Source organism: Janthinobacterium lividum, assembly GCF_011601275.1.
In the GTDB taxonomy this organism is placed as follows: domain Bacteria; phylum Pseudomonadota; class Gammaproteobacteria; order Burkholderiales; family Burkholderiaceae_D; genus Janthinobacterium; species Janthinobacterium lividum_E.
Map to the genome: position 1 here is coordinate 1 of NZ_JAAOLY010000014.1, position 26492 is coordinate 26492.

23 protein-coding genes, 2 tRNA genes and 2 rRNA genes are annotated in these 26492 nt (G+C 62.1%); 10 read left to right on the forward strand and 17 right to left on the reverse strand.

All coding sequences use genetic code 11. From position 1 onward, the window contains the following. The 5 genes from GYK42_RS20245 to GYK42_RS20265 form a co-directional block, all read right to left on the reverse strand. Window positions 1-110 (reverse strand): 23S ribosomal RNA (locus GYK42_RS20245); the annotation flags it as partial. Between the two features lie 249 nt (window positions 111-359). Next, window positions 360-435: transfer RNA gene (locus GYK42_RS20250), tRNA-Ala, on the reverse strand. Between the two features lie 11 nt (window positions 436-446). Then, window positions 447-523, reverse strand: a tRNA-Ile gene (locus GYK42_RS20255). Window positions 524-621: 98 nt separating this feature from the next. After that, window positions 622-2152 (reverse strand): 16S ribosomal RNA (locus GYK42_RS20260). 382 nt (window positions 2153-2534) lie between these two features. Further along, window positions 2535-3311 carry an enoyl-CoA hydratase gene (locus GYK42_RS20265; protein ID WP_166448950.1) on the reverse strand — a complete coding sequence of 259 codons (777 nt, stop codon included), beginning with the start codon at window positions 3309-3311 and terminating at the stop codon, window positions 2535-2537. 76 nt (window positions 3312-3387) lie between these two features. Here GYK42_RS20265 and GYK42_RS20270 point away from each other — a divergent pair, with 76 nt between their 5' ends. Together GYK42_RS20270 and GYK42_RS20275 are read left to right on the forward strand one after the other, a co-directional pair. Beyond that, window positions 3388-4689 (forward strand): MFS transporter, encoded by a 1302-nt coding sequence (locus GYK42_RS20270; RefSeq protein WP_346768127.1) that lies wholly within the window; start codon window positions 3388-3390, stop codon window positions 4687-4689. A 137-nt stretch (window positions 4690-4826) separates the two neighbouring features. Then, window positions 4827-5264 carry a universal stress protein gene (locus tag GYK42_RS20275; RefSeq protein ID WP_034785626.1) on the forward strand — a complete coding sequence of 146 codons (438 nt, stop codon included), beginning with the start codon at window positions 4827-4829 and terminating at the stop codon, window positions 5262-5264. Between the two features lie 34 nt (window positions 5265-5298). On the opposite strand, the gene mltA is transcribed toward GYK42_RS20275, so the two are convergent. Next, complete coding sequence (mltA, locus tag GYK42_RS20280; RefSeq protein WP_166448951.1) at window positions 5299-6567, reverse strand: murein transglycosylase A; 1269 nt, start codon at window positions 6565-6567, stop codon at window positions 5299-5301. 10 nt (window positions 6568-6577) lie between these two features. On the opposite strand from mltA, the gene GYK42_RS20285 reads away from it, so the two are divergent. Next, on the forward strand, window positions 6578-6724 hold the full coding sequence (locus GYK42_RS20285; protein ID WP_166448952.1) for a hypothetical protein: 147 nt from the start codon (window positions 6578-6580) through the stop codon (window positions 6722-6724). Window positions 6725-6749: 25 nt separating this feature from the next. On the opposite strand, the gene apaG is transcribed toward GYK42_RS20285, so the two are convergent. Further along, window positions 6750-7124 (reverse strand): Co2+/Mg2+ efflux protein ApaG, encoded by a 375-nt coding sequence (gene apaG / locus GYK42_RS20290; RefSeq protein WP_034753698.1) that lies wholly within the window; start codon window positions 7122-7124, stop codon window positions 6750-6752. 166 nt (window positions 7125-7290) lie between these two features. On the opposite strand from apaG, the gene rpe reads away from it, so the two are divergent. The 7 genes from rpe to GYK42_RS20325 all read left to right on the forward strand — a co-directional run bounded on the left by rpe (window position 7291) and on the right by GYK42_RS20325 (window position 13418). Further along, complete coding sequence (rpe, locus tag GYK42_RS20295; protein WP_046682236.1) at window positions 7291-7965, forward strand: ribulose-phosphate 3-epimerase; 675 nt, start codon at window positions 7291-7293, stop codon at window positions 7963-7965. Continuing rightward, window positions 7965-8681: a phosphoglycolate phosphatase gene (locus GYK42_RS20300; RefSeq protein WP_166448953.1), complete on the forward strand. Its 717-nt coding sequence runs from the start codon at window positions 7965-7967 to the stop codon at window positions 8679-8681. Before rpe ends, GYK42_RS20300 begins: the two co-directional genes overlap by 1 nt. A gap of 246 nt (window positions 8682-8927) precedes the next feature. Then, window positions 8928-10424 carry an anthranilate synthase component I gene (gene trpE / locus GYK42_RS20305; RefSeq protein ID WP_166448954.1) on the forward strand — a complete coding sequence of 499 codons (1497 nt, stop codon included), beginning with the start codon at window positions 8928-8930 and terminating at the stop codon, window positions 10422-10424. Window position 10425: 1 nt separating this feature from the next. Next, complete coding sequence (locus GYK42_RS20310) at window positions 10426-10989, forward strand: aminodeoxychorismate/anthranilate synthase component II (RefSeq protein WP_046682234.1); 564 nt, start codon at window positions 10426-10428, stop codon at window positions 10987-10989. Between the two features lie 65 nt (window positions 10990-11054). Further along, the gene (gene trpD, locus GYK42_RS20315) at window positions 11055-12098 is read left to right on the forward strand and encodes an anthranilate phosphoribosyltransferase (RefSeq protein WP_046682233.1); all 1044 of its coding nucleotides are present in this window, start codon (window positions 11055-11057) and stop codon (window positions 12096-12098) included. 34 nt (window positions 12099-12132) lie between these two features. Next, window positions 12133-12933 carry an indole-3-glycerol phosphate synthase TrpC gene (gene trpC / locus GYK42_RS20320; RefSeq protein ID WP_166448955.1) on the forward strand — a complete coding sequence of 267 codons (801 nt, stop codon included), beginning with the start codon at window positions 12133-12135 and terminating at the stop codon, window positions 12931-12933. Window positions 12934-12953: 20 nt separating this feature from the next. Next, window positions 12954-13418, forward strand: a complete 465-nt coding sequence (locus tag GYK42_RS20325; protein ID WP_166448956.1) for an energy transducer TonB — start codon at window positions 12954-12956, stop codon at window positions 13416-13418. On the opposite strand, the gene GYK42_RS20330 is transcribed toward GYK42_RS20325, so the two are convergent. From GYK42_RS20330 to dkgB, 10 genes are all read right to left on the reverse strand, one after another. Next, window positions 13369-14565: a GGDEF domain-containing protein gene (locus GYK42_RS20330; RefSeq protein WP_346768128.1), complete on the reverse strand. Its 1197-nt coding sequence runs from the start codon at window positions 14563-14565 to the stop codon at window positions 13369-13371. The genes GYK42_RS20325 and GYK42_RS20330 overlap by 50 nt on opposite strands. A gap of 186 nt (window positions 14566-14751) precedes the next feature. After that, on the reverse strand, window positions 14752-16632 hold the full coding sequence (locus GYK42_RS20335) for a M61 family metallopeptidase (RefSeq protein ID WP_277346648.1): 1881 nt from the start codon (window positions 16630-16632) through the stop codon (window positions 14752-14754). Between the two features lie 27 nt (window positions 16633-16659). Continuing rightward, window positions 16660-17268, reverse strand: coding sequence for a nucleotidyltransferase family protein (locus tag GYK42_RS20340; protein ID WP_166448957.1), 609 nt, complete (start codon window positions 17266-17268; stop codon window positions 16660-16662). Window positions 17269-17281: 13 nt separating this feature from the next. Beyond that, a complete protein-coding gene (locus GYK42_RS20345) occupies window positions 17282-19555 on the reverse strand; it encodes a xanthine dehydrogenase family protein molybdopterin-binding subunit (RefSeq protein ID WP_166448958.1) in 2274 nt (757 codons plus the stop codon). Between the two features lie 10 nt (window positions 19556-19565). Next, a complete protein-coding gene (locus GYK42_RS20350) occupies window positions 19566-20024 on the reverse strand; it encodes a (2Fe-2S)-binding protein (protein WP_166448959.1) in 459 nt (152 codons plus the stop codon). A gap of 132 nt (window positions 20025-20156) precedes the next feature. Continuing rightward, complete coding sequence (locus tag GYK42_RS20355) at window positions 20157-20873, reverse strand: DsbC family protein (RefSeq protein ID WP_230492381.1); 717 nt, start codon at window positions 20871-20873, stop codon at window positions 20157-20159. Between the two features lie 171 nt (window positions 20874-21044). After that, the gene (locus GYK42_RS20360; RefSeq protein WP_166448960.1) at window positions 21045-22289 is read right to left on the reverse strand and encodes an FAD-dependent monooxygenase; all 1245 of its coding nucleotides are present in this window, start codon (window positions 22287-22289) and stop codon (window positions 21045-21047) included. Window positions 22290-22368: 79 nt separating this feature from the next. Next, window positions 22369-24543: a S41 family peptidase gene (locus GYK42_RS20365; RefSeq protein WP_166448961.1), complete on the reverse strand. Its 2175-nt coding sequence runs from the start codon at window positions 24541-24543 to the stop codon at window positions 22369-22371. A gap of 154 nt (window positions 24544-24697) precedes the next feature. After that, window positions 24698-25642, reverse strand: a complete 945-nt coding sequence (locus tag GYK42_RS20370; protein WP_166448962.1) for a TIGR03571 family LLM class oxidoreductase — start codon at window positions 25640-25642, stop codon at window positions 24698-24700. A 1-nt stretch (window position 25643) separates the two neighbouring features. Then, the gene (gene dkgB / locus GYK42_RS20375) at window positions 25644-26468 is read right to left on the reverse strand and encodes a 2,5-didehydrogluconate reductase DkgB (RefSeq protein ID WP_166448963.1); all 825 of its coding nucleotides are present in this window, start codon (window positions 26466-26468) and stop codon (window positions 25644-25646) included. Window positions 26469-26492: the final 24 nt, after the last annotated feature.

Sequence of the window (26492 nt, forward strand, 5' to 3'; positions counted from 1 at the left end):
CTGCGGATCAAAGTGTGTTTGCTCACTCCCCGCAGCTTATCGCAAGCTACTACGTCCTTCATCGCCTGTAATCGCCAAGGCATCCACCATGTGCACTTATTCGCTTGTCCCTATAACGTTAGCCTCTGTTCACCGAGGTGACCAAAGAGCGCTACAGGGATAAGAAAGTACAACGTTGTTGCTTGTTTGTTGATACATACAATCATTACCCATCGATTCACCTTTACGGCAAACCGATCAATAAATAATCTTTACTTCTTCCAGATTGTTAAAGAACGAAACAGCTTTGATCGCTAAAAGATCAAACCTAAATTCAATCACGACTGTGATTAACTTACGTTTGGACTTTCTGTAAAACGTGGTGGAGGATGACGGGATCGAACCGACGACCCCCTGCTTGCAAAGCAGGTGCTCTCCCAGCTGAGCTAATCCCCCTGGGTAATGACTGGTAGGGCTGGTTGGACTCGAACCAACGACCCCCGCGTTATCAACACGGTGCTCTAACCAGCTGAGCTACAGCCCCAACGCGGAACTACTACGACTACTGTTTCTTCTCTTACTAACAGCCGATAAGTGTGAACATTTGATGCGTGAATCATTACTGATTCGTGCAAACTCTAGAAAGGAGGTGATCCAGCCGCACCTTCCGATACGGCTACCTTGTTACGACTTCACCCCAGTCACGAATCCTACCGTGGTAAGCGCCCTCCTTGCGGTTAAGCTACCTACTTCTGGTAAAACCCGCTCCCATGGTGTGACGGGCGGTGTGTACAAGACCCGGGAACGTATTCACCGCGACATGCTGATCCGCGATTACTAGCGATTCCAACTTCATGCAGTCGAGTTGCAGACTACAATCCGGACTACGATACACTTTCTGCGATTAGCTCCCCCTCGCGGGTTGGCGGCGCTCTGTATGTACCATTGTATGACGTGTGAAGCCCTACCCATAAGGGCCATGAGGACTTGACGTCATCCCCACCTTCCTCCGGTTTGTCACCGGCAGTCTCATTAGAGTGCCCTTTCGTAGCAACTAATGACAAGGGTTGCGCTCGTTGCGGGACTTAACCCAACATCTCACGACACGAGCTGACGACAGCCATGCAGCACCTGTGTACTGGTTCTCTTTCGAGCACTCCCCAATCTCTCGGGGATTCCAGCCATGTCAAGGGTAGGTAAGGTTTTTCGCGTTGCATCGAATTAATCCACATCATCCACCGCTTGTGCGGGTCCCCGTCAATTCCTTTGAGTTTTAATCTTGCGACCGTACTCCCCAGGCGGTCTACTTCACGCGTTAGCTGCGTTACCAAGTCAATTAAGACCCGACAACTAGTAGACATCGTTTAGGGCGTGGACTACCAGGGTATCTAATCCTGTTTGCTCCCCACGCTTTCGTGCATGAGCGTCAATCTTGACCCAGGGGGCTGCCTTCGCCATCGGTGTTCCTCCACATATCTACGCATTTCACTGCTACACGTGGAATTCTACCCCCCTCTGCCAGATTCTAGCCTTGCAGTCTCCAATGCAATTCCCAGGTTGAGCCCGGGGATTTCACATCAGACTTACAAAACCGCCTGCGCACGCTTTACGCCCAGTAATTCCGATTAACGCTTGCACCCTACGTATTACCGCGGCTGCTGGCACGTAGTTAGCCGGTGCTTATTCTTCAGGTACCGTCATTAGCAAGAGATATTAGCTCCCACCGTTTCTTCCCTGACAAAAGAGCTTTACAACCCGAAGGCCTTCTTCACTCACGCGGCATTGCTGGATCAGGCTTTCGCCCATTGTCCAAAATTCCCCACTGCTGCCTCCCGTAGGAGTCTGGACCGTGTCTCAGTTCCAGTGTGGCTGGTCGTCCTCTCAGACCAGCTACTGATCGATGCCTTGGTAGGCTTTTACCCTACCAACTAGCTAATCAGATATCGGCCGCTCCACGAGCATGAGGTCTTGCGATCCCCCACTTTCATCCTTAGATCGTATGCGGTATTAGCGTAACTTTCGCTACGTTATCCCCCACTCTAGGGTACGTTCCGATATATTACTCACCCGTTCGCCACTCGCCACCAGAGCAAGCTCCGTGCTGCCGTTCGACTTGCATGTGTAAGGCATGCCGCCAGCGTTCAATCTGAGCCAGGATCAAACTCTTCAGTTTAATCTCTGTTACTTTGCCGTTTTACCGGCACCGTCATTGCTGACGGGTCGCTCACTCAAAAAACTGACAGGCTACTTCCGAAGAAGTATCCTATTTCATTATTTCTTGTGAACATTTGATATTTTAAGTTAGACGCCAATCCGAAGATCGGCGCTGCACTTGCATCAAATGCCCACACTTATCGACTGTTAATTGTTAAAGAACTGTATTCGGCACTGCTTATTTACTACTTTCGCGCTATCGACAAAGCGTTGTGTTTGTCAGCTGCGAAGAAGGAAGAGTATGAAGCGTTTGCAGCATTTCGTCAACCTTCTTTTGCTCCCCGTTTTTACTCTGCAACACCATGTTTTGTGTGCGTCGTTTTGCGAGGAGGCGAATCATATCAAAGACCGTCGAAGTTTGGCAAGCGCTTTTCCAGGAAAGCGCGCATGCCTTCTTTTTGCGCAGGCGTACCGAAGGCGGCCTGGAACAAACGGCGCTCGTAGGCGACGCCATCGGTCAAGGTGGTTTCAAACGCGCGGTTGACGCAATCCTTGATCATCATGGCAACCGAGGTCGGCATGGCGGCGATGGTCTTGGCGGCAGCGAGGGTTTCTTCCAGCAATTTATCGGCTGGCACTACGCGCGACACGAGACCGATGCGTTCCGCCTCGGCAGCATCGATGGTGCGCGCCGTCAGCAGCAAGTCCATGGCCTTGGCCTTGCCGATGGCGCGCGGCAGACGCTGCGTGCCACCCGCGCCCGGCGTGACGCCAACCTTGATTTCCGGCTGGCCGAACTTGGCGCTGTCGGCGGCGATCAGGAAATCGCACATCATGGCCAGTTCGCAGCCGCCACCGAGTGCATAGCCAGCCACCGCGCCCACTACAGGTTTGCGCACGCGCAGGATATGCTCCCAGTTGCGGCTGATGTAGCCCTGGGTATAAGTGTCTGGATAGGTATAGTCAGCCATCGCGGCGATATCGGCGCCAGCGGCAAACGCTTTTTCACTGCCCGTGAGCACGATGCAGCCGATATTGTCATCCGCATCGAACTTCAGCAAGGCGTCGCCCAGCTCATTCATCATGCGTTCATTCAAGGCGTTCAATGCCTTGGGGCGGTTCAGGCGGATGACCGCCACTTTGTCCTGGATATCGATGATCAGGTCTTCGTATTGCATAGTGTCTCCTCTCGATGAACGGTGCAACGATTGTAGCGGCTAACGGCAGCGGCGCGGCAGGTGCGCTGCTATTATTGTGAGCCCGATCTTTTTTATCGAGCAGCATATTTTCTCTCCCCTCTTCCAGTACTGCGCCCACTATCTGCGCGGCGACGGCAGCGCCGCCAGCGTCAATTTCCGCCGCCTGTGGTTCAGCAACGGCCTCAATTGCTTCGGCGCCCAGATCACCTCGCTGGCCCTGCCACTGTGCGCGGTGCTCTTGCTGCATGCGACGCCGGAACAGATGGGCGTGCTGGTTGCCCTGCAGGCGCTGCCGTTCGCCCTCTTCGGCTTGCCCGTCGGCGTGCTGCTGGACCGGCGCAGCAAGCATCCGATCATGCTGTTCAGCGAAAGCATGTCCGGCCTGGCCCTGGCCAGCGTGGCCGTGGCCTACTGGTGCGGCGCGCTGTCGATGCCATGGTTATATATAGTGGGCTTCATCATCGGCACGGGCTTCGTTGTCGGTGGCGGCGCCGAACAGGTGTTTCTGACTTTCCTCGTGGGCCGCGACGGCTTGATCGATGCGCAGTCGAAATTTGCCGCCACCGAATCGGCTTCGCGCCTGATCGGTCCCGGCCTGGCCGGCATACTCGTGCAAGTGCTGTCGGCGCCCGTCGCCATCCTGTGCACGGCCTGCGGTTATCTGGTTTCCGTCTGTAATTTGCGCGCCATGAGCGTGCGCGACCCGCGTCCCGCACCGTCAAGCAAACACGCCTTGCGCGACATCGCCGACGGCTTGCTGTTTGTCTGGCGCGAACCGCTGCTGCGCGCGCTGGCCTGGGGCGCCGGCATCTGGCACTTCCTGTTCTACGCCAGCATGGCCTTGACGGTGCTGTTCGCCACGCGCGACCTGGGAATGAGCCCGGGCGTGCTGGGCATGACGCAAATGCTGGGCGGCGCCGGCGTCCTGCTCAGCGCCTTCATCGTCAAACCGCTGACGCGCCGCTACGGCGCCGGCCGCACCATCCTGATCGGCTTGGCATCGACTTCGCTCTGCTTTGCCCTGACGCCAACGATACCCGCCGCGCTGTTCGGCAGCGCAACGGCCAGCGCCGTGGCTTATGCCATCTTGATGTTCTTTTTCGATTGCGGCGTGATGCTGTTCTTTATTCCCTACTTGGACTTGCGCCAGAAAGTCACGCCCGACCCCATGCTGGGCCGCATGACGTCGACCATGCGCTTCCTGACGGTGGCGACGGCGCCGCTGGGCGCGCTGGCGGCCGGCTGGGTGGCGGAACATTTTGGCGTACGCAATGGCCTGGCCTGCATCGCGGTAGGCAGCATTGCGCTAACGGTGGCCATGGTGTGGGGTACGCCGCTGCGTAGCGTGCGCACCTGAAGCGATGAACGGGAATACACTGGTGAAAGATTGCCTTGGCGACACTATTCACGCCAAAGCCTGTGAGGTTTGATTTACATCAAGGTTTTAATTGATGTAAATCCATAAGCTGTCTTACATCACTTGAGGAGCACGCTATGTTTAACACCATCTTATTTCCCACCGACGGCTCGCCGTTGTCCGACAAAGCCGCCGAGACCGCCCTCGCCTTCGCCCAATTGAACAAGGCCAAGCTGGTCGCCATCAGCGTGGTGCAGCCGTTCCCGTTCTCGCCGATGGCGGACGGCGGCATCGTGCTCGACGCCAGCCTGTATGAACAGCAGATGCAGGAAGCGTCGCAACGCGCCATCGACAAGATAGGCGCGGCGGCAAGCGCCGCCGGCGTGCCGTTTGAAGGCGTGGTCGCCGTGTCGCCAAGCCCGCACGATGAAATCGTCAATGCGGCGCAAACCTACCATTGCGACATCATCCTGATGGCTTCACACGGCCGCAAGGGTTTGAACAAGCTGTTCGTGGGCAGCGAAACGCAAAAAGTGCTGGCGCATACCCATTTACCAGTCATGGTCCTGCGCTAAGCGACACCACGAACTGCCCGGCGCCGCGAGAATCTCAGCGCGCCGGCGCCTGCTTCGGCAGCAGCACCCAGACGGCGCCGCTCTGCTTCATGCGGCCCGCATTCTCGGCCGCTTCCGCGCCAAAACCAAAGAAGTAATCGACACGGATAGGCCCGCGAATGGCGCCGCCCGTATCCTGCGCCATCACCAGACGCTGCATGGGAATCTCGCTATTGGCTTGCGTGGTGGCCAGGAACACGGGCGCACCCAGCGGCAAAAAGCGCGAATCGATGGCCACCGAACGCTGCGGCGTCAACGGCACGCCCAACGCGCCCTTCGGCCCCACTTTCGGATCAGGCAAGCGCTCTTCCTTGAAGAAAACATAGCTGGGATTGGCGTTGAACAATTCATCCTTGCGCGTGGGGTGGCCGGCGATCCACGCCTTGATGCCTTGCGCGGATGCCTGGCTCAGGGTCAGCTCGCCCTTGTCGACCAGGTAGCGGCCGATCGATTTGTAGGGATGGCCATTTTGATCCGAGTATGCCACGCGCACGGTTTCCTGCGTATCGGTCAGCTGCACGCGCCCGGATCCCTGCACTTGCAGGAAGAAGGCCTCGACTTCGTCATCCACCCACAACAATTCCTTGCCCGTAACGGACGTGGCGCGCTCGATGTCGGCGCGCGTCGCGTACGGCACCACCTTCTTGCCGACCAGCTTGCCACGCAAGCGCATGTTCTTCAATTCCGGATACACGCCGGCCAGGTCGACGGTGACCAGGTCGTCGGGCACCTTGTACAGCGGTGTCTGGTATGGACCGCCCCGCTTGCGCGCGCCGTGCAGCAGCGGTTCGTAATAGCCCGTCACGAGGCCGGTGCTGGCGCCATCGGCCGTGATGACTTGATTCGGCACAAAGAACGTTTCAAAGAACAGGCGGATGGCCTTGTCGCTATCGGCATTCACCTGGCGCGCGATCGTGCACGACTCCTTCCAGTCCGCACGTTTGACCAGCACGCCGCACGACGCCATGAACGCTGGCCAGGCGGCGCGCATGTCGTCGCGGGCCCAGCCAGGCAAGGCGGCAAACTTGGCGGGCACGAAGGTGGGCGCCGCCGCATCCGCGGCATCCTTGGCATCGGCCGGCTTGGCCGGAACCGGCTTGACGACAGTCGGGGCAATCGCCGGCGCCTTGCCAGTCGTGGCGACTGGCTCTGCCGGCGGCGTGGTACAGGCAGACAGGGCAAGCGCGACGGCGCCGACTGAAACGGGTAGACTACCGCGTGTCAACAGACGGCGGGTAAATACTAAGCTGCGGGTAAATAACATAGGGGTGCGTATGTGGATCTTGATGATAGAGGCGCTGGTAGCGTTCTTCTTGCTGGCATTTATAGTCTGGTGGACCATGTATTCGGGTAAAAAACCCGCACCGCCTGCACGCAAGCAGCTCGGCAAAGAACAGGACAGCACCGAAAAACTGAAGTAAGGGGGCGCAAGCCCCCGGCGTTGCTTCAATGCAGGGTGCGCGGCACGGACAGCACGAACTCGGGAATCGGTGCCTCGAACTGATGGCCATCTTCGGCCACGCAGAAATACTCGCCGTGCATCGAGCCTTGCGGCGTGCCCAGCATGGTGCCGCTCGTGTATTCGAACTGCTCGCCCGGCTGCAGCAGCGGCTGGTGGCCGACAGCGCCCAGGCCGCGCACCTCTTCCACTTTGTTGTTCGCATCCGTAATGACCCAGTGGCGCGAAATCAGCTGCGCGCCAGCCGTGCCCGTGTTGACGACGCGGATCGTGTAGCTGAACACGTGCCGCCCCTGGTCCGGTGCCGATTGCTCGGGCAGGTATTGCGTCTTGACCGTTACCGTAAATTCATAAGTCGCCATCATCATTCCTATTCAGACATTACCAGTCGTATTGTGTGTCGCACGCGACGCATAAACCATCGCGCGATGCGTATTCTGTGTTTCATCGTGCTTCAATAAGGCATGTTAGCGGCGTCAAGCGTAAAATAGCGCATCTTCGCATTTTCTATCCTTTGGCTACTCCACCATGACTACATTCCGTATCGCTCCCAGCATCCTGTCCGCCGACTTTGCCCGCCTGGGCGAGGAAGTGCGCAACGTCGTTACCGCCGGCGCCGACATCATCCACTTCGACGTGATGGATAACCATTATGTGCCGAACCTGACCATCGGCCCGCTGGTGTGCGAAGCGATCCGCCCGCACGTGCAAGTGCCCATTGACGTGCACCTGATGGTCAAGCCTGTCGATCGCATTATCCCGGATTTCGCCAAGGCTGGCGCGAACATCATCACCTTTCATCCGGAAGCGTCGGATCACGTCGACCGTTCCTTGCAGCTGATCCGCGACAATGGCTGCAAATCGGGCCTGGTATTCAACCCGGGCACGCCGCTGCACTACCTGGAACACGTGATGGACAAGATCGACATTATCCTGATCATGTCCGTCAATCCAGGCTTCGGCGGCCAGTCCTTCATTCCGCACGCGCTGAAGAAAATCGCCGAAGCGCGCCGCATGATCGACGAATCGGGCCGTGACATCATGCTGGAAGTCGATGGCGGCATCAAGATCGACAACATCGCCGCTGCCGCCGCCGCCGGCGCCGACACCTTTGTCGCCGGCTCGGCCATCTTCGGCAAGCCCGACTACAAGGCCGTCATCGACGCCATGCGCGCCGAGCTGGCAGCCGTCAAGGGCGCCTGATGCAAGCGGGCACAGTGAAAGACCACGTACTGGCCGGCGTGCGCGCCGCCATCATCGACCTCGATGGCACGATGCTCGACACCGTGCCCGATTTTCATGTCGCCATCAACGGCATGCGCGCCGAACTGGACCTGGCGCCCATCAGCGCCGACGCCATCAAGCTGATGGTCGGCAAGGGCTCGGAAAACCTGATCCGCACCGTGCTGGCGCTCGACTTCGATGCGCCCGGCGTGGAACAGCGTTTCGAGCAGGCGATGGACGGCTACCAGCGCCACTACCTGGCCATCAATGGCCAGTTCAGCACCCTGTATCCGGACGTGGAAGCGGGGCTGGCGGCAATGAAGGCAGCGGGCTTGCGCCTGGCCTGCGTCACCAATAAGCCGATCGCCTTCGCCCTGCCCCTGCTGAAGCAGAAGAAACTCGACGGATATTTCGAGATCGTCTACGGCGGCGATTCGCTGCCCAGGAAAAAACCGGACCCGATGCCGCTGCTGCAAGTGTGCGCGGACTTCGACCTGGCGCCCGCCAAAGTGGTGGCCATCGGCGACTCATCGAACGACGCGCAAGCGGCCCGGGCTGCGGCTTGCCCCGTATTGACGGTGCCGTATGGCTACAACCACGGACACTCTATACACGAGACCGATTCCGATGGTATAGTAAATACGCTGCTCGAAGCGGCAGATTTTATTAGCATGCACAACAGACCAGCATACTGACCAAACCCAACACCATATCGTGAACACGTTTCTCATCAAAAAACACAATGTCACCCAAACCGGCTCGATTGAGGCCTGGCTTTGGCGACGCTGGCAATCCTGGCAGGCCTAAGGGCCGAGCCGTGTAAGATTGCTGTCGGCTGCACGCGCGCATTTGCGTACTGTATGCACCGGCAGGTTTTTTGATAACCCACCGCAGGGCTAGTGCATCGTGCACACGCGTACCCTGGCGGCATGGAGAGACACATGACCGAACTCGAATTCAAATCGCTGGGCCAGCAAGGCTACAACCGCATCCCCCTGATCGCGGAAGCCTTTGCCGACCTGGAAACTCCGCTCACGCTGTACCTGAAACTGGCGCAGACCCAGCAAGGCGGCAAGAATACCTTCTTGCTCGAATCCGTCGTCGGCGGCGAACGCTTCGGCCGCTATTCCTTCATCGGCTTGCCCGCCACGACCGTGTTGCGCAGCTACGGCAGCCACACGGAAATCGTCAAGAACGGCGTCGTGATCGAAGAGCACGAAGGCAATCCGCTCGACTTCATCGAACAGTACCAGTCGCGCTTCAAGGTGGCCCTGCGCCCCGGCATGCCGCGCTTCTGCGGCGGCCTGGCCGGCTACTTCGGCTACGACACCGTGCGCCACATCGAGAAAAAGCTGGCTGGCGGCGCGCCGAAGGATGACCTGAACCTGCCCGACATCCAGCTGATGGTGACGGAGGAACTGGCCGTCATCGACAACCTGTCCGGTAAACTCTACCTGATCGTCTACGCCGACACGGCGCAGCCCGAGTCGTTCAGCAAAGCGCGCCAGCGCCTGAAAGACTTGCGCATGATGCTGCGCCGCGGCGTCGATGCGCCCGTTACCAGCGCTTCCGTGCGCACGGAAACCATCCGCGATTTTGCCAAGGAAGACTACCTGAAGGCCATCGCCAAGGCGCACGAATACGTGATGGCCGGCGACCTGATGCAGGTGCAGATCGGCCAGCGCATCCGCAAACCGTATGTCGATTCGCCGCTGACCCTGTACCGCGCCCTGCGTTCGCTGAACCCGTCGCCGTATATGTACTTCTATAATTTCGGCGACATGCAGATCATCGGCGCCTCGCCCGAGATTTTGGTGCGCAACGAGAACACGGCCGACGGCGGCAAGAAGGTCACCCTGCGCCCCATCGCCGGCACGCGTCCGCGCGGCGCCACGCCGGAACGCGACGCTGAATTGTCCGCCGAGCTGCTGGCCGATCCGAAAGAGATCGCCGAGCACGTGATGCTGATCGACCTCGCGCGCAACGACATCGGCCGTATCGCCGAAACAGGCAGCGTCCACGTCACCGACCGCATGGTCATCGAAAAATACTCGCACGTGCAGCACATCGTCTCGAATGTGGAAGGCACCTTGAAGAAAGGCTTGTCCAACCTGGACGTGCTGCGCGCGACCTTCCCGGCCGGCACCCTGACGGGCGCGCCGAAAGTGCGCGCCATGGAAGTGATCGACGAACTGGAAATCACCAAGCGCGGCATCTATGGCGGCGCCTGCGGCTACCTGTCGTTTGGCGGCGAAATGGATGTGGCGATTGCGATTCGCACGGGTGTGATCAAGGACGGCATGCTGTACGTGCAGGCCGCGGCCGGCATCGTGGCCGACTCGGTCCTCGAAATGGAATGGCAGGAAACCGAAAATAAGGCGCGGGCAGTGCTGCGCGCCGCCGAACAAGTGCAAGATGGCCTGGATGGGGAGTTTTAAGATGCTGCTAATGATCGACAACTACGACTCCTTCACCTACAACATCGTGCAGTATTTCGGTGAACTGGGCGAAGACGTGCGGGTCTACCGCAACGATGAAATCACGATCGAACAGATCGAGGCGCTGAACCCGGACCGCATCTGCATCTCGCCCGGCCCGAAAGCGCCGGCACAGGCAGGCATTTCGGTGGCAGTGCTCAAACACTTCGCCGGCAAGAAGCCGATATTGGGTGTGTGCCTGGGCCACCAGGCCATCGGCGAAGCGTTTGGAGGTAAAGTCATACGCGCCAAGCAAGTCATGCATGGCAAGACTTCCCTCATCGCACATACGGGCGTGGGCGTTTTCAAAGGCTTGCCCAGCCCCTTCACAGTGATCCGCTACCACTCTTTGGCGATCGAACGCGCCTCGCTGCCTTCCTGCCTGGAAGTGACAGCGTGGACGGACGACGGCGAAATCATGGGCGTGCGCCACCGGGAATACGATATCGAGGGGGTACAGTTCCACCCCGAATCGATCCTCTCGGAACACGGCCACGCCCTGCTGAAGAATTTTCTCGAGCGCTGATCCCATGCGCACGCCCCGGCGTGCCATCAGTGTCCTCCTGCGCCATCATTGAAGAAGGAAGCATCATGCCGATCACCCCACAAGAAGCCCTGCTGCGCTGCATCGAACACCGCGAGATCTTTCACGACGAAATGCTGTACCTGTTCCGCCAGATCATGTCCGGCGAAATGTCCCCCACCATGATCGCGGCCCTCACCATGGGCTTGCGCGTGAAAAAGGAAACCATCGGCGAAATCGCCGCCGCCGCGCAAGTGATGCGCGAGTTTTCCACCAAGGTGCCCATGGCCGACACCACCAACCTGCTCGACATCGTCGGCACGGGCGGCGACGGCGCGCACACGTTTAACATTTCTACCGCCTCGATGTTCGTGGCGGCGGCCGCCGGCGCGCGCGTGGCCAAGCATGGCGGACGCAGCGTCTCGTCCTCGTCCGGCAGCGCCGACGTACTGGACTCTTTGGGCGTCAACATCAACCTGCAGCCCGAGCAGATCGCCCAGTCGATCGCGCAAACGGGCATCGGCTTCATGTACGCGCCGAACCACCATGCGGCCATGAAGCATGCGGCGCCCGTGCGCCGCGAACTGGGCGTGCGCACGATTTTCAATATCCTCGGCCCGCTGACGAATCCCGCCGGTGCGCCGAACATTCTGATGGGCGTGTTCCACGCCGACCTGGTCGGCATCCAGGTGCGCGTGCTGCAACGCCTGGGCGCGCAGCACGCCATCGTCGTGTATGGCCGCGACAATATGGATGAAGTGTCGCTGGGTGCGGCCACCATGGTCGGTGAACTGGTCAACGGCGAAATCCGCGAATATGAAATCCATCCGGAAGACTTCGGCATGTCGATGATCGCCAGCCGCAACCTGAAGGTGGCCGATTCCGTCGAATCGAAAGCCAAGATGATGGAAGCGCTGCGCGGCGAGCCTGGAGCCGCCGCCGACATCGTCGCCCTGAACGCGGGCACGGCGCTGTACGCAGCCGGCGTGGCCAGCTCGATCGAAGACGGCCTGGCGCGCGCACGCACCGCCGTCAGCTCGGGCGCCGCGCTGGCGAAACTCGACCAATTCGTGCAGGTGACGCAGCAGCTGGGCACCCCGGCGCAAGCGTAAGTTCCCCGCCCTCCTTTATAGAATAGCGACCATCATGTCCGACATACTCGATAAAATCCTGGCCGTAAAAGCCGATGAAGTGGCCAAGGCCAAAGCACGCCGCAGCCTGGCCAGCCTGCGCGGCGACGTGGAAAGCGACAGCGACCTGCGCGCCGGCCTGCGCGGTTTTGAAGCGAGCCTGCGCCAGCACATCGCCGCCGGCAAGCCCGGCATCATCGCCGAAGTCAAAAAAGCGTCGCCGTCGAAAGGCGTGATCCGCGCCGACTTCCGCCCGTCTGATATCGCCGCCAGCTATGCCCAGCACGGCGCGGCATGCCTGTCCGTTCTGACGGACGAGCAGTTCTTCCAGGGCAGCGTGGCGTATCTGCAGCAGGCGCGCGCCGCCTGCGCCATCCCCGTGCTGCGCAAGGATTTCATGGTCGACATGTACCAGATCTATGAAGCGCGCGCCATGGGCGCCGACTGCATCCTGCTGATCGTCGCGGCGCTCGACCATGGCCTGATGGCCGAGATGGAAGCGTGCGCCCACGAACTGGGCATGGGCGTGCTGATCGAAAGCCACGACGGCGAAGAACTGACGGCGGCGCTCAAGCTAAAGAGCGCGCTGATCGGCATCAACAACCGCAACCTGCGCACGTTCGAAACGTCGCTGGAAACGACACTCGGCCTGCTGCCGCGCATCCCGCAAGACAAATTGATCATCACGGAATCGGGCATCCATACCACGGCCGACGTGCAACGCATGCGCGATGCGCACATCCACAGCTTCCTCGTGGGCGAAGCGTTCATGCGCGCGCCAGACCCCGGCGTGGAACTGGAACGCCTGTTCAGTTAAACCATGGTAGGCTGGCAGCCATGAGACACGCAATCACCGTCCTTGCCGCCGCCAGCCTGCTGGCCGCCTGCCAAAATACGCCCCCGCCAGCGCTGAACACGCCCACGTCGACGCCCCCTCGCACGCCGGCCGCGATACAGCTGGCCGCCAGCATCGACGCCTATAAGTCGCTGGTGGCGCAGCAGATCATGGCGGCCAATGGGGAATACATATTCAGCGGGCGCCTGCCGCCCATGCTGCCGGCCATCGTCGTGCTCGACCTGAGCGTGGGACCCGACGGCGAACTGAAAAGCGTGCACGTGCACCGTTCGCGCGACAGCGACGCCTCGGCCGCGGCGCTGGCCGCCGTGCGACGCGTGCCAGTGTTCTTTCCGCCAGCGGCACACCTGATGCGCCGCCACGCCCGGACCTTCGATTTTTCCGAAACCTTCCTGTTCAACGACCAGTACCGCTTCCAGCTGCGGACATTGTCCGGTCCTCAGTAAACACGCAAGCATCGAATTCGATGCGGTCGCGTCCCCGTTCCTTGGCCAGGTACAGGGCCGCATCGGCGCGCGACAGCAGCTGTTCCAGCCCTTCCACCATCGATGCCTGGCAAGCGACGCCGATGCTGACCGTACACGGTGGCAGCCGACTGGGCTCGTGCAGCAAGGCGCGGATGCGTTCGGCCACGCCCAGCGCGTTATGCGCCGGCATGTCCGGCATCAGCACGACGAACTCCTCGCCGCCAAAACGCGCCACGCAATCCGATTCACGCAAGGCGCCCTTGATAACGGTGGCCACGTGCGCCAGCACCTGGTCGCCCACTGCGTGGCCGTAGCGGTCATTGATCAATTTAAAGTAATCGAGGTCGATGCTGAGCAGTGTCAATGGCAAACGGCGCCGCCGCAGATTGCCTAGCTCTCGCGCATAGGCGTCGCCAAAGCCGCGCCGGTTCAGCACTTGCGTCAGCGGATCGTGGGTCGAACGGCGCTCCAGTATCTGCTGCAGGCGCCGCGTCGCCACCGTCATGAAGCCCACCGTCAGCAGCAGCGCCATGAAATTGGCGACCGCCAGATAGATGCCGGCCGGCGTGCCAGCCACCGCCAAATTCACGCTGGCGCCGCCATGCAGCAGGGCCGATACGCCGCGCACCAGCACCACGACAGCTTGCATCAGCATCAGCGCGCCAAAGAAAAAACTCGAGAAATGGCGTTCGCCATGGCGCCACACCAGTTGCACCTGGCGCGCATAAAACAGGAAGACCAGCAGGGAAAAGACCGCCACGCGCGCCGAGAAATCGGGGCGCGCCAGCAGCCACCAGCTATTGCCGGCGATGGCCAGGCCGAGTATCAGCAGATAGGCGCGGCGGCTGGGCGCCAGGCCGAAGAATTTCTCCGTGCCCAGCATCGACAGGCCGATGCCGGCCACCAGCGCCGCATTGGCCGCGATCATCGACAATGCCGGCGGCAGCACTTCGCGTGTGCCGAACAGCAGGGACGCGCACACCAGCAACAGCAAACCGGCCGCCCAATGTCCCAGTCCATGCACTTCGCGCCGGAAACTGCGATACACCGAAAACATGACGATGCTCATGGCCCCGCACATCAGGGTCGTCATCAGCATGATGGTTCGGGGATCGAGGGTTTCCACGTTGGGCGCGACCTAAAAGAATCAGTTCGGCAATTTTAGTTTAGTTAAAGAAAAATTAGTTCATTTGCAGTAAATATGATGGCAAGCCGCGAGTGCCGGCGGATGAATTGCATTGAAAAGTTACCGCATGAAATACAAAACCGGCCAGTGACGGCCGGTTTTCTGTCTTACCGCATGACGAACAGCTTATACGGCGCTAGGACGCTTCGGCCCCGTGGCTTTCTTTGGCGCCGGCAGCAGGGCCAGACTGACGCCGGGCACGCGGTCGCCCTGCAGCACGGCGGCAAATGTCATCAGCTCGTCGCGGCGGAAGGCGTGGACCGCCACCTTGGCGCCGACGGCGTAACGGCCCAGCAAGGTGTCCAGGTTGCTGCCCGTCACGCGCAAGCCATCGACGGCCACCAGCACGTCGCCCGCCGACAGGCCGGCCACGTGGGCGGCGCCGCCCTGGTGCACCTGCGCCAGTTTGGCATCGTTGCCGTCGCGGCCCAGGTTGACGTCCAGGCTGGCTTTTTCGGCCTTGCGCGCGTCGCTGTATTTCACGCCGAACGGCGCCAGCAGGCGCGCCAGCGGCACGTCGTCCGTGCCGCGGATGTAGCGTTCGAAGAACGGCTTCATACGCGTGCCGGAGACTTCATCTAACAGGGCTTCGACTTCGGCCGGCGTCACGCCGCGCGCTTTACCCTTGTAGAAATCGCGGCCATAGCGCTGCCACAGCGCCTGCATCACGTCGTCCAGCGATTTCTCGCCATTCGTCTTCGTGCGGATCGTCAGGTCGAAGGCCAGCGCGATCAGCGAACCCTTGGTGTAGTAGCTGACGATGGCGTTCGGCGCGTTTTCATCCTGGCGGTAGTACTTGCCCCAGGCGTCGAAGCTGGAATCGGCCACGCTTTGCTTGGTGCGGCCGCTGCCGCGCAAGACGCTGTTGACGGTTTTTCCGAGCAGCTTGAAATAGGCCGCCTCGTCGATCAGGCCCGCGCGCACCAGCATCAGGTCGTCGTAATAGCTGGTGAAGCCTTCGAACAGCCACAGCAGCGGCGAATAGCTTTCCGCCTGCAGGTCGTACGGCGCAAAGGCGGCCGGCTTGATGCGCTTGACGTTCCAGGTGTGGAAGTACTCGTGGCTGCACAAGCCCAGGAATTTCAGGTAGCCGTCAGCGATCTCGGTGCTGGTGGACGCCGTCGTCGGCAAGTCGGCGCGCGCGCAGATCAGCGCCGTCGAAGCACGGTGTTCGAGGCCGCCGTAGCCATCGCCGACGGCCATGGTCATGAACACATAGCGGTCCATCGGCGCTTTCTTTGTCTTCGGCTCGAAGAAGGCGATCTGCGTTTCGCAGATGGCTTTCAGGTCGCGGCACAGACGGTCCAGGTCCAGGTTCGGCACCTTGCCCGTGACGACGATATCGTGCGGCACGCCATGCGCGGTGAAGGTGGCCAGCGCGAAGTCGCCCATCTCCACCGGGTGGTCGATCAGCTCATCGTAGTTGGCCGCCTGGTAGCTGCCGAAGCCATAGCGCTTCGCCTTGAGTTCCGGCAGGGTGGTGGCCACTCGCCAGGTCTTGCAGGCCGCATCCTTCGGCTGCACGATGTGCACTTCATGGGCGTCGGATTCCTGGCCCAGCACGCGCAGGAACACGCTAGTGCCGTTGAAGAAGCCGTGATTCTGGTCCAGGTGGGCGGCGCGCACGGACAAATCCCACGCATACACGTCGTATTCGACCACCAACGGGCCCTTGCACGGCGCGGCTTGCCACGAATGCTTGTCCAGCTTGGTCAGCGCCACGGCCTTGCCTTCGGATTCGGCGCGGATGCTGACGATGTTGCGCGAAAATTCGCGGATCATGTAGCTGCCCGGGATCCAGGCCGGCAAGGACAATACCTGGCCGATGGCGGCCGGCGACTTGACCGTCAACGTCACCTTGAACATGTGGCCTGCCAGGTCCGCTGCGGCGATGCTGTAGATGATGCCGGCGGCCGGTGCGGCTTTCGCCTTGGTTTTCGCTGCGGCTTTGCTTATGGCATTGCCGGAGGCTTTTGCGGTGATTTTTTTAATCGGTGCTTTCTTCATGTTTTCCTCGTGTCTGGCATGGATGTTCTACAATCGCCCGGGCGCGCCATGCACCGGCGACAAATCGTCAGGTGTATCAATATCGCGCAAGATGCCGCCGTCGTCCACTGTCACTTCGCATACGACATGGCTGTTGACGATGCTGCGCGCGCCCTGGTCGCCATCGAGCGCCAGCAGCAGCGGCAAGTGGAAGGCGCTGAACGCGACAGGATTGCCCCGCCGTCCCTGGAACACGGGCACGGCGATGCGCGCGCCATCGTCTATGGCTTGCGACAAGGCGGCGATTGTAGCCGCTTCCACGAAAGGCATGTCGCCCAGGGCGATCAGCCAGCCCGGCGCGCCGCGCACGTAATCGATGGCGCAGGTGAGCGAGGCGGCCATGCCCGTGTCGGCATCATGGCAGACGCGCACTTCGCAGCCCAGCGCACCGAGCACGCGCGCCACCTGCGTGTCGTCGGCGCGCACCACGGCCAGCACGCGCGGCAAGGCCGCCAGCATGCTCTTTGCCGCCGCCACGACCACCGGCAAGCCCGCATGCGGGCCCTCGGCCAGTGGCTGCAATAATTTGTTCTGTACGCCGGAAGGGTCGAACCTGCGCCCCCTTCCGGCTGCCAGCAAGATGCCGACCGTACTCAAAAAACCGCTACCGTCATGCGGCCGCCAGGTCGAACGGCAGCTTGCGCAGACGCTTGCCCGTCAGGGCGAACAGCGCATTGGCAAAGGCAGGCGCCAATGGCGGCACGCCCGGTTCGCCCATGCCCGTCGGCGCGTCGCCCGACGGCACCAGGTGCACTTCGATCACCGGCATGTCGGGCATGCGCGGCACGGGATAGTCGCCGAAGTTTTGCTGTTCCACCACGCCATCCTTGAGCGTGATGGCCGCGCCGGGGATGGTCATGCCCAGCGCCATCAGCGCGGCGCCCTGCACTTGCGCCTCGATCGTCAGCGGATTGACAGCCAGGTTGCAATGCACGCCGGCCCATACCTGATGCAGCTTGGGCGCGCCTTCCACCACGGACGCCGTCACCACGTAGGCGACGACGGAATTGAACGACTCGTGCATGGCCACGCCCCAGGCCTGCCCTTTCGGCAGCTTCTTCTTGCCATAGCCGGACTTGGCCACGGCCAGGTCCAGCGCGGCGATGTGGCGCGTGTGCTTGGCGTCGATCAGCTGCTTGCGATAGGCGACGGGGTCCATCTTCGCCAGGTGCGCCGCCTCGTCGATCAGGGTTTCCATGACGAAGGCCGTGTGCGTCGAACCGACGGAGCGCCACCACAACACGGGCACGTTCGCCTTGGCCGTGTGCACGGACAGCTTCATCGGCAGGGTGTACGGCTCGCCCATGCCTTCGACCATAGTGCCGTCGACGCCATTTTTCACCATGAAGGCTTCGAACGGCGTGCCGGCCATGATGGACTGGCCCACGATGGTGTGGTCCCAGGCGAGGATTTTCCCTTTGGCGTCAAGGCCGATCTGCGCGCGGTGTACGTGCGACGGCCGGTAGTAGCCGCCCTTGATGTCATCCTCGCGGCTCCACATCAATTTCAATGGGCCGCTCTTGCCCGCCGCGCGGTACGCCTTGGCGACGTTGACGGCTTCGACCACGTAGTCGGACGACGGCACGGCGCGCCGGCCAAACCCGCCACCGGCCATCATCGTGTGCAAGGTCACCTGCTCCGGCTTCAGGCCGGAAGTGGCGGCAATCGCCGCCTGGTCGCCCGTCTGGAATTGCGAACCGACCCACATCGTGCATTTGTCGGCCTGCAGGTCGACGACGCAGTTGAGCGGCTCCATCGGCGCGTGCGCCAGGTAGGGGAATTCGTACACGGCTTCGATCTTTTTCGGCGCCGACGCCAGCTTGCCCATGTCGGCAGGTCTGGCAACGGTGCCCGGCGTTTTCGCCAGCGCCTTGAAAGCGGCCAGCTGCTTGTCGCTGCTGACCTTTTCCACGGCGCTCGTATCCCACTCGATCGCCAGCGCGTCGCGTCCCTGCTTGGCGGGCCAGTAGCCGTCGGCGATGACGGCCACGCCGCTGCCGCCACGGTCGGTCTTCACTTCCAGCACATCGAGCACGCCCTTGATGGCTTTCGCCTTGCTGGCGTCGAATTTCGCCACCTTGGCGCCAAACACGGGCGGGCGCGCCACCATGGCCACTTTCGCGCCGGGCGGCTTGAAGTCGATGCCGAACTGCTGTTTTCCCGTCGACTTGGCGGCCGCGTCCAAACGTTTCACGGGTTTGCCGATGATGGAAAATTCGCGCGGGTCTTTCAGCTTCACGGTGGCGGGCACGGGCTGGCGCATGGCCGCGTCGGCAAGTTCGCCATACGTCGCCTTTTGTCCGCCTGGGCCATACAGCACGCCCTTGGCGGCGCGCACCTGGTCGGGACTGACTTTCCACTGCGCGGCGGCGGCGCCCACCAGCATGGCGCGCGCCTTGGCGCCAATTTCGCGGTACTGCGTAAACGAGTGGGCGATGCTGCCCGAGCCGCCCGTCATCTGCATGCCGTAGGCGGCATCCTTGTACTGCTCGCCGGCCGGCGCCAGGGCGCCGTGCACCAGGCTCCAGTCGGCGTCGAGCTCCTCGGCGATCAGCATGGGCAAGCTCGTTTGCACGCCCTGGCCGAATTCCAGCCGGTTCACCTGCACCGTCACCGTGTTATCGGGAGCGATGTGCAAAAACGCGTTCGGCGCATACACGGGCTTGGCCGGAGCGGCATCGGCCGCCTGCGCCAGCTTGCCGGCACCGGGCAGGAAAAAGCCCAGCATCAAGCCGCCGCCAGCCACCGCGCCGGCCTTCATGAAACCGCGCCGCGACACGCCATCGGCCGCGCCAACCACAGCCACCGGCGCCGATGCCAGCGCCGCACCCAGGGTCACCCCGCCATGCTGCAATGCTTCCTGATTCAACCATTCGATACGCATGCCGTTCTCCTCAGACCAGGGTCTTGGCCGCGTCCTTGATGGCTGCGCGGATCCGTTGATAGGTGCCGCAGCGGCAGATATTGCCGCTCATGGCACCGTCGATGTCGGCATCGCTGGGCGCCTTGTTGGTGCGCAGCAGCGCCGTGGCGCTCATCACCTGGCCGCTTTGACAGTAGCCGCATTGCGGCACGTCGTGGCGCACCCATGCCGCCTGCACGGCCTTGCCTACCTGGTCGTTTTCCATCGCTTCGATGGTGGTGATCTTTTGCGCGCCGACCGAGGAAATCGGCGTGATGCACGAGCGGATCGGCTGGCCGTCGAGGTGCACCGTGCAGGCGCCGCACAGGGCCGCGCCGCAACCGAACTTGGTGCCCGTCATGTTCAGGTTGTCGCGCAGCGCCCACAGGATGGGCGTGGAAGGATCGGCGTCGACCTGCGTGTCGCGTCCGTTGATATTCAAGGTAATCATCTGCTGCTTCCCCTTTTTTGGATTGTTATGGCGTCTACGAACAACACTTGATGATACGACAGCGGAAAAAAATGCAAAAAAAAGCGCGCCTTGCGAGGGCGCGCCGTCCAGCCTTCCTGGCGACAGCCCGGATTACTTAATGGTCGAGAATTTCTGTTCCAGCGTTTTCGCATCGACCGCGCCAGGAATGCGGCTGCCGTCGGCAAAGAAGATGGCTGGCGTGCCCGAAACGCGCAGTTGCTGGCCCAGGGCCAGGATTTTTTCATGCGGGTTGGCGCAATTGGCTGGCGATGCGGCAGGCACTTTACCGTTCAGCATCCAGTCATCCCAGGCCTTGTTGCGGTCCGGCGAGCACCAGATATTGCGCGACTTGGCGATCGAATCGGGCGACAGGATGTTGTACATGAAGGTGTAGACGGTGACGTTGTCGATTTCCTTCAACGCGTTCTGGCGGAAGCGCTTGCAATAGCCGCAGTTCGGATCTTCGAACACGGCGATCACGCGCTTGCCATTGCCCTTGACGGTCTTCATGGCCGAATCGAGCGGCAGGTCGGAGAACTTGATGCGATTGACTTCGTCCAGGCGCACCTTGGTCAGATCCTGCGACGTCTTGGCGTCGAAGACGTGGCCGACGAACAGGTATTGGGCGGACTTGTCCGTGTACAGGATGTCGCCGCCCGTGCGCACTTCGTACAGGCCGCCGTACGGCGTTTCCTTGACCGAATCGACCTTGGCGCCTTCGCCCAGGCGCGGCTCGATCAGCTTTTTGATGCTCGCTTCCGTCGGCGTTTCCGCGCCGGCGCACGACATCATCAGGCCCGAGGCCATCAGCAAGGCGATTTTGCTCATGCTTCTGTTCATTGTTATCACTATCACTTCTCCACTTGTAACGCCCGGCGAAACTGGCAGGGGGCCCGGCGCCGTTACCTCTTTGACAAAACGATCGCCGCAGACCAGCTGCGGCGACCTTGAATTTTCACTGCTGCCATTATCCGGCGATATCTTAAGATACGCTGATATTTACTGGTGTCCCAATGCGTGCGAAATCATTTTCCGCTTCAGGGCAGGTAATTTATCCAGCAAGTTTAATCCCAAATTGCGAACCACGCGCAACGGCTCCAGATCGGCGCCGAACAAACGCGCCAGGCCGTCGGTCGCCAACTGCATCAGCAGCACGTCCTCCTTGCGCGCGCGCGCATAGCGGGCCAGCACGCGTTCATCGCCGATACCGCGGTGCGCTTCGCGTTCGCCGATCGTCTTGACCAGCTGCGCCACGTCGGCAAAGCCCAGGTTCATGCCGTGGCCAGCCATCGGATGGACCACGTGGGCGGCGTCGCCCACCAGGGCCACGCGCGGCGCCACCATGGCGTGCGGGCGCATCAGAGTCAGCGGAAATGCGCGCACCAGCTCCGGCTGCAAAGGCGTCAGCTTGCCCAGTTTGTCCTGACAATATGCGGCCAGGCGCGCGGCCAGGGCGTCGGCCGGTTCGGCCATCAAGGTATCGGCCAGCGCATCGGGCGCCGACCAGACGAGAGAGACGCGCTCGCCCGGCAGCGGCAGCAGCGCGACGATGCCTTCGCTGCCCGTAAACCACTGGTGGGCCGCGCCATGGTGCGGCTTTTCGCAGGCGAAGTTGCTGACCACGCCGCGCTGGCCGTACGAGCGGTAATCGAGGCCGATGTCGCACTGGCCCCGCACCCACGACTGGGCGCCGTCCGCACCCACCACCAGCGCGCAGGTGATGGTATCGCCGCCATCGAGGTGCACGATGGCCGAGTCATTCGTCCATTCCAGACGGCTGGCGCGGCCCTGCAGCACGCTGACGTTCGGCGCGAATTTCAGGGCGGCGTCCAGCGCCTGGCCCAGATTGCGGTCTTCGATGATCCACGCCAGGCTGCCCACATGGGCGCCGTAGGCGTCGAAACCGAGTCCGCCCGCCTGCGTGCCGTCGCCGTTGACCAGCATGGCGTCGACGGGCGCCACCCTGTCGGCCTCCAGGGCGCCCCACACCTTCAGCGACGACAGCAACTGGTGCGCCGTGTGATTGAGCGCATACACGCGCACATCCCAGCTGGCTTCGACCGGCTTGGCGGCCGAAGGGGATGCGGGCACCGGCGGGCTCGCCGGAGATAGCAGGGTGACGCTTTGTCCTGCCTGGGCAAACGCCAGCGCCGTGGTTTTCGCGATGGCGCCATTGCCGACGATGCAAACGTCGCTGTGGCTGTGCATGAAGCGCCGCATGGTGGGGGAAGTGGGACTGTTCATGCGGCCATTATAGCGTTTGCCGCCCCCGTTTCAGCATGCTTGCGCGCCAGAGAAAACGGGGGAAAGCCAAAGATGTTGACTATTCTTGATCCTGGCGTAGAAATGCCAGCGCCCGTTCCAGCACTTCATCGCGCCCGGCACGCAAGCCGGCCACCGTGGGCGCGACCAGGATATGCGGCTGCACGCCCACTCTTTGCAGCTGGCGCCCATCCGCATGGCGCACCTCCAGGCCCGAATACCAGACATGGACATTTCCAGGAAGCACCACTTCCCGCAAGTCGCCATTTGCCCCCGCGCTGGGCGTACCGATGAAGGTGACGGGCGTGGCCGCCTCCAGCATCAACGCCAGGTGTTCGGCCGCACTTTGCGTTTGCTCGTTGATCAGCATGACGACCTTGCCGCGGTACAGCGGCCCTCGCGCAGGAAAGAGACGGTCCACATACGCCAGTTGCGCGCCATGGCCCGCTTCCAGCGGCATTGCCAACTGCTGATACGAGGTGGAAAAGAAGGCGGCATGATTGACATTCAGGCGCCTGGCGATGGCGCGTCCTGTCGCGTGCGGGTAGCCGCGCATGTCGAGAATCAGCGCGCGGCTATCCTGGATGGTGTCAAACATGGCGTCGACTTCTTCGGGCAGCAATCGATCCAGGTCGACATAGGCAATGCCCTGTTCCACCCGCACGCCTGGCAAGGCATGGCGCAAGGGCTGCACATCGTCCAGCGGTGTTGGCTCCAGTGTCACTGTCCGCCGTACCCCATCGCCGCCAGAGAGCAGCAGTTGCACCTTGGTCCCGGCCGGGACGATCAACATCTCATACATGGCCTTGCGCCAGTGCCCCGCATCTGACGAGGCGGCCGTCATGGTGCGCAAGCGCGCGAGGCGCACGGCCACGTCTTCGCCATCGATACTGATGATCTCATCGCCCGCATGCAGCAGGCCAGTGCGCTCCAGCGCGGGGTCGGTCACGCCGGCAACCACGATCTGTCCGTCGATGCGCGCAAGCTGCATGCGCAGACCATGCGTACGCTCGTTCCAGCCCAGTGCCCGACTGGCCGTACCTACATGGCTGTCGTCGAGATGCACCGCCATCCCCTGCAGCGCCAGACCATATTCTCGGGCGTCCCGTACCTCCTCCATGCGCCGCAGGCAAACCCGCAGGGCCTCTTCCCAGGAAGTGTCCATCAGACGGCGGGCGGGGAAATACTTATCCATGGTTGCCCACAGCTTGATCGCCGCCAGCATGCGCCATTCGCGCTGTGGAAAACGCATGTCGCGATACACGGCATCGTCCTGCCGCACGGGGTAGATGGCCGCTTGCGCCACAGGCGCCACAGGCGCCACTGTGCGGGCCGGGCGCCCCAGCAGCGCCAGCGCCGCCTCTACAGGCATACTGCTCTTGCCCGTGGCGCGGTCCTTGGGCAAAGTCCGGTCAGCATGCCAGAGCGCCACGCTGCCGTCTGACCAGACCAGCTGGCCCGCGGAAAACTCCACCGGCAGGCCTTCGGCCAGCCACAGCGTTTGCAGCGGGCCGGTCCGACTGCGCCACGCCCCTTCCTCGGCCACGATGCGTACGCGCCCCGCCCGCTGCAAAGCCAGCAAGGTGCTTGGCACGGGCTGCGTGTCGTTCACGATCGCCGCCATGGGCAGCGCACGCGCACCGGCCGACGGGTACAGGCGTTGCGTTTCCATCTGCATGAAACCGGGCGTGATGCCTTCCCAGTCCTGCGGATCTTGCGGCCGTGGCCCCGTTGAAAAGCGGTAGCGTCGCGCTGGCGGCAACAATGGCTGGCCGATCAACTGGGACAGCACGGCGTGCAGCATGACTGGCGACGGCATGGACGGTACTTCAGCGATCGGGCGCAGGTCCAGGATCACCCGCCTGGCACGCGCCGGCAGCACGAACGGAGTCACATCAATCCGCATGCCTGGGTGCAGGTGCAGCAGCGCCGTATCGCCGGGCAGCCATTCCAGCACGGCGCCATCGGCCGGCCAGCGCACGAACTCCTGGCTTGGCACGCCAATGCGCAGCGCGCCGTCATGCAAAGGCGCCATCATGGTGGTGGCGGCGCCGCGCAAGCTGGCCTCGCTATCCTTGCCCTGCAGTTGCGGCAGCGCAGAGACCAGTGCGCGGTCCCAGTCGATGGCGCCATCGGCCAGGGCCGGATGCGTGGCGCGTGCCTCGCTCCACAGCCGCGCCAGCGCGAGAACGTCGCCCTCGCCCGCTTGCGTGGCAGCCATGTGCAAGACGAGCATGGACATGACTCCCAGTTGCCATTTCACCCTCCGTACTACGTTCAATCGCTGCTCCCGCCGGTTCCGCCATGAAAAAGCGCCGCGCATGAACTTCGGGTTCACAAGCGGCGTTGAATGCTTGATTATCCGGCAACATCATGCGGGACACAAGCGTTCAGACGGATGAACTTTGTCCTTCTGCGTGAAAATGCGGGAACACATATTCCGCGATCTCCTGCATCGTCTCGGCCAGCGAGCGGCGGTTCTGCCGCAGCTGCAAGCCGATGTGCCGTACGCCGGCCGCGCGCATGGCGTGCAGCTCGGCGATCAGGCCATCGCGTCCCGTGCGCCCGCCGAAGCGGAAGCGCTGCAGCGGCAAGTTCGGATCTTCGTCCAGGTCCAGGTGGATGAAACTGACATACGGCTTGTCGTCGCCAGCCACGGCGCGCCATTGCGCCGAGCGCCGCGCATGGTCTTCCGGCGTGCCCGGATAGGCGAGCCAGCCATCCATCTGCGCGCCTATCCACACGGGCGACTGCTGCGCCAGTCCCGCCACCAGCAGCGGCAGAGGCGCGGCCGGTTTCGGCAGCAGACGGATGCCGGGCGGCAGGCGCGTCTCGCCCCAGTCGCGCAGCATGGCGACCTGCTCGCGGAAAGCGGCGCCGCGCTGGTCGAAGTCGCGGCCAAACACGGGATACTCGACGGGCCGGTCGCCGCTGGCCACGCCCAGCAGCAAACGCCCGCCGCTCAACTGGTCGACGCTGGCCGCCGCCTTCAGGGTCAATACGGGTTCGCGCAGAGGCAGCACCACGGCGGCCGTGCCCAACAAGATGTTCTCGGTGATGCCGGCCAGGTAACCGAGATAGGTAAATACCTCGAAGACCTGGGCCGCGTCGCCGAACGACGGATCGTACAGGGGCACGTCGCGCAGCCACAGGGCCTTGAAACCGAGGCGGTCGGCCAGCTTTGCCAGCGCCGCGTGCTGTTTCAGGTCCGGTTCGCCCGGCACGCGGCCGGACGCCGCATTCGCTTGGCGCCCCGTAGACGACCAGTCATTATCGAGCGGCAGTTCCAGGCCGACGCTGAAACCGCCCTGCCCCAGCTTCGTCATGGCACCCATCTCAATCCCACTGCGGCGCCAGGCCGTCCGGGTTGGCCAGGCGCTCGCCACGTTCCAGGGTCGCCATCTGCGCCATCTCGTCCGGCGACAGGATGATGCGCTGGAAATGCAGGTTCGCTTCCAGGTTGGCGCGCCTGGTCGACGACGGGATCACGGCAAACCCCTGTTGCAGCGACCAGCTCAGGGCCACTTGCGCCGGCGTCACGCCATGTTTGGCGGCGATGGCCGCGATCACGGGGTCCGCCATCACCTTGCCATACGCGAGCGGCATGTAGGCCGTGATGTGAATGCCCTGGCTGCGCGCGAAATCGATGACCTTGCGGTTTTGCAGGAAGGGGTGGATCTCGACCTGCTGCGTGGCGATTTCCGATGCGCCCACCGTATCGATGGCTTGCCGCAGTTGCGCGTTGGTGAAATTCGATACGCCGATGGCCTTGGTCAATCCCTGCGCCTTGGCCTGCGCCAGCGCTTCCATGTACTCGGCCACGGGAATGGCGTCCTGCGGCGACGGCCAGTGGATCAGGGTGAGGTCCAGTTGTTCCAGCCGCAGCTTGCGCAGGCTGTCCTTCAGGCTGGGAATGAGCTTGTCGCGCTGAAGATTGTCGATCCAGATCTTGGTGGTGACGAACAGCGCGTCGCGCGGGACGGCGCTGGCGGCGATCGCCTGGCCCACTTCGGCTTCATTGCCGTAGATTTGCGCCGTGTCGATATGGCGGTAGCCGACGTCCAGGCCCGTGGTGACGGAATCGATGACGACCTGGCCCTGCAGGCGGAAGGTGCCCAGGCCGATTTCAGGGATGGCGGTGTGTTGGGTAGTCGTGTTCATGCGATAGTCCTCTCAAATACATGT

Coding starts and splice junctions, on each gene's coding strand:
- GYK42_RS20265 (WP_166448950.1), bottom strand. CDS start 3,311: ATGCAATACGAAGACCTGATCATCGATATCCAGGACAAAGTGGCGGTC.
- GYK42_RS20275 (WP_034785626.1), top strand. CDS start 4,827: ATGTTTAACACCATCTTATTTCCCACCGACGGCTCGCCGTTGTCCGAC.
- mltA (WP_166448951.1), bottom strand. CDS start 6,567: ATGTTATTTACCCGCAGCTTAGTATTTACCCGCCGTCTGTTGACACGC.
- GYK42_RS20285 (WP_166448952.1), top strand. CDS start 6,578: ATGTGGATCTTGATGATAGAGGCGCTGGTAGCGTTCTTCTTGCTGGCA.
- apaG (WP_034753698.1), bottom strand. CDS start 7,124: ATGGCGACTTATGAATTTACGGTAACGGTCAAGACGCAATACCTGCCC.
- rpe (WP_046682236.1), top strand. CDS start 7,291: ATGACTACATTCCGTATCGCTCCCAGCATCCTGTCCGCCGACTTTGCC.
- GYK42_RS20300 (WP_166448953.1), top strand. CDS start 7,965: ATGCAAGCGGGCACAGTGAAAGACCACGTACTGGCCGGCGTGCGCGCC.
- trpE (WP_166448954.1), top strand. CDS start 8,928: ATGACCGAACTCGAATTCAAATCGCTGGGCCAGCAAGGCTACAACCGC.
- GYK42_RS20310 (WP_046682234.1), top strand. CDS start 10,426: ATGCTGCTAATGATCGACAACTACGACTCCTTCACCTACAACATCGTG.
- trpD (WP_046682233.1), top strand. CDS start 11,055: ATGCCGATCACCCCACAAGAAGCCCTGCTGCGCTGCATCGAACACCGC.
- trpC (WP_166448955.1), top strand. CDS start 12,133: ATGTCCGACATACTCGATAAAATCCTGGCCGTAAAAGCCGATGAAGTG.
- GYK42_RS20325 (WP_166448956.1), top strand. CDS start 12,954: ATGAGACACGCAATCACCGTCCTTGCCGCCGCCAGCCTGCTGGCCGCC.
- GYK42_RS20335 (WP_277346648.1), bottom strand. CDS start 16,632: ATGAAGAAAGCACCGATTAAAAAAATCACCGCAAAAGCCTCCGGCAAT.
- GYK42_RS20345 (WP_166448958.1), bottom strand. CDS start 19,555: ATGCGTATCGAATGGTTGAATCAGGAAGCATTGCAGCATGGCGGGGTG.
- GYK42_RS20350 (WP_166448959.1), bottom strand. CDS start 20,024: ATGATTACCTTGAATATCAACGGACGCGACACGCAGGTCGACGCCGAT.
- GYK42_RS20355 (WP_230492381.1), bottom strand. CDS start 20,873: ATGAGCAAAATCGCCTTGCTGATGGCCTCGGGCCTGATGATGTCGTGC.
- GYK42_RS20360 (WP_166448960.1), bottom strand. CDS start 22,289: ATGAACAGTCCCACTTCCCCCACCATGCGGCGCTTCATGCACAGCCAC.
- GYK42_RS20365 (WP_166448961.1), bottom strand. CDS start 24,543: ATGCTCGTCTTGCACATGGCTGCCACGCAAGCGGGCGAGGGCGACGTT.
- GYK42_RS20370 (WP_166448962.1), bottom strand. CDS start 25,642: ATGGGTGCCATGACGAAGCTGGGGCAGGGCGGTTTCAGCGTCGGCCTG.
- dkgB (WP_166448963.1), bottom strand. CDS start 26,468: ATGAACACGACTACCCAACACACCGCCATCCCTGAAATCGGCCTGGGC.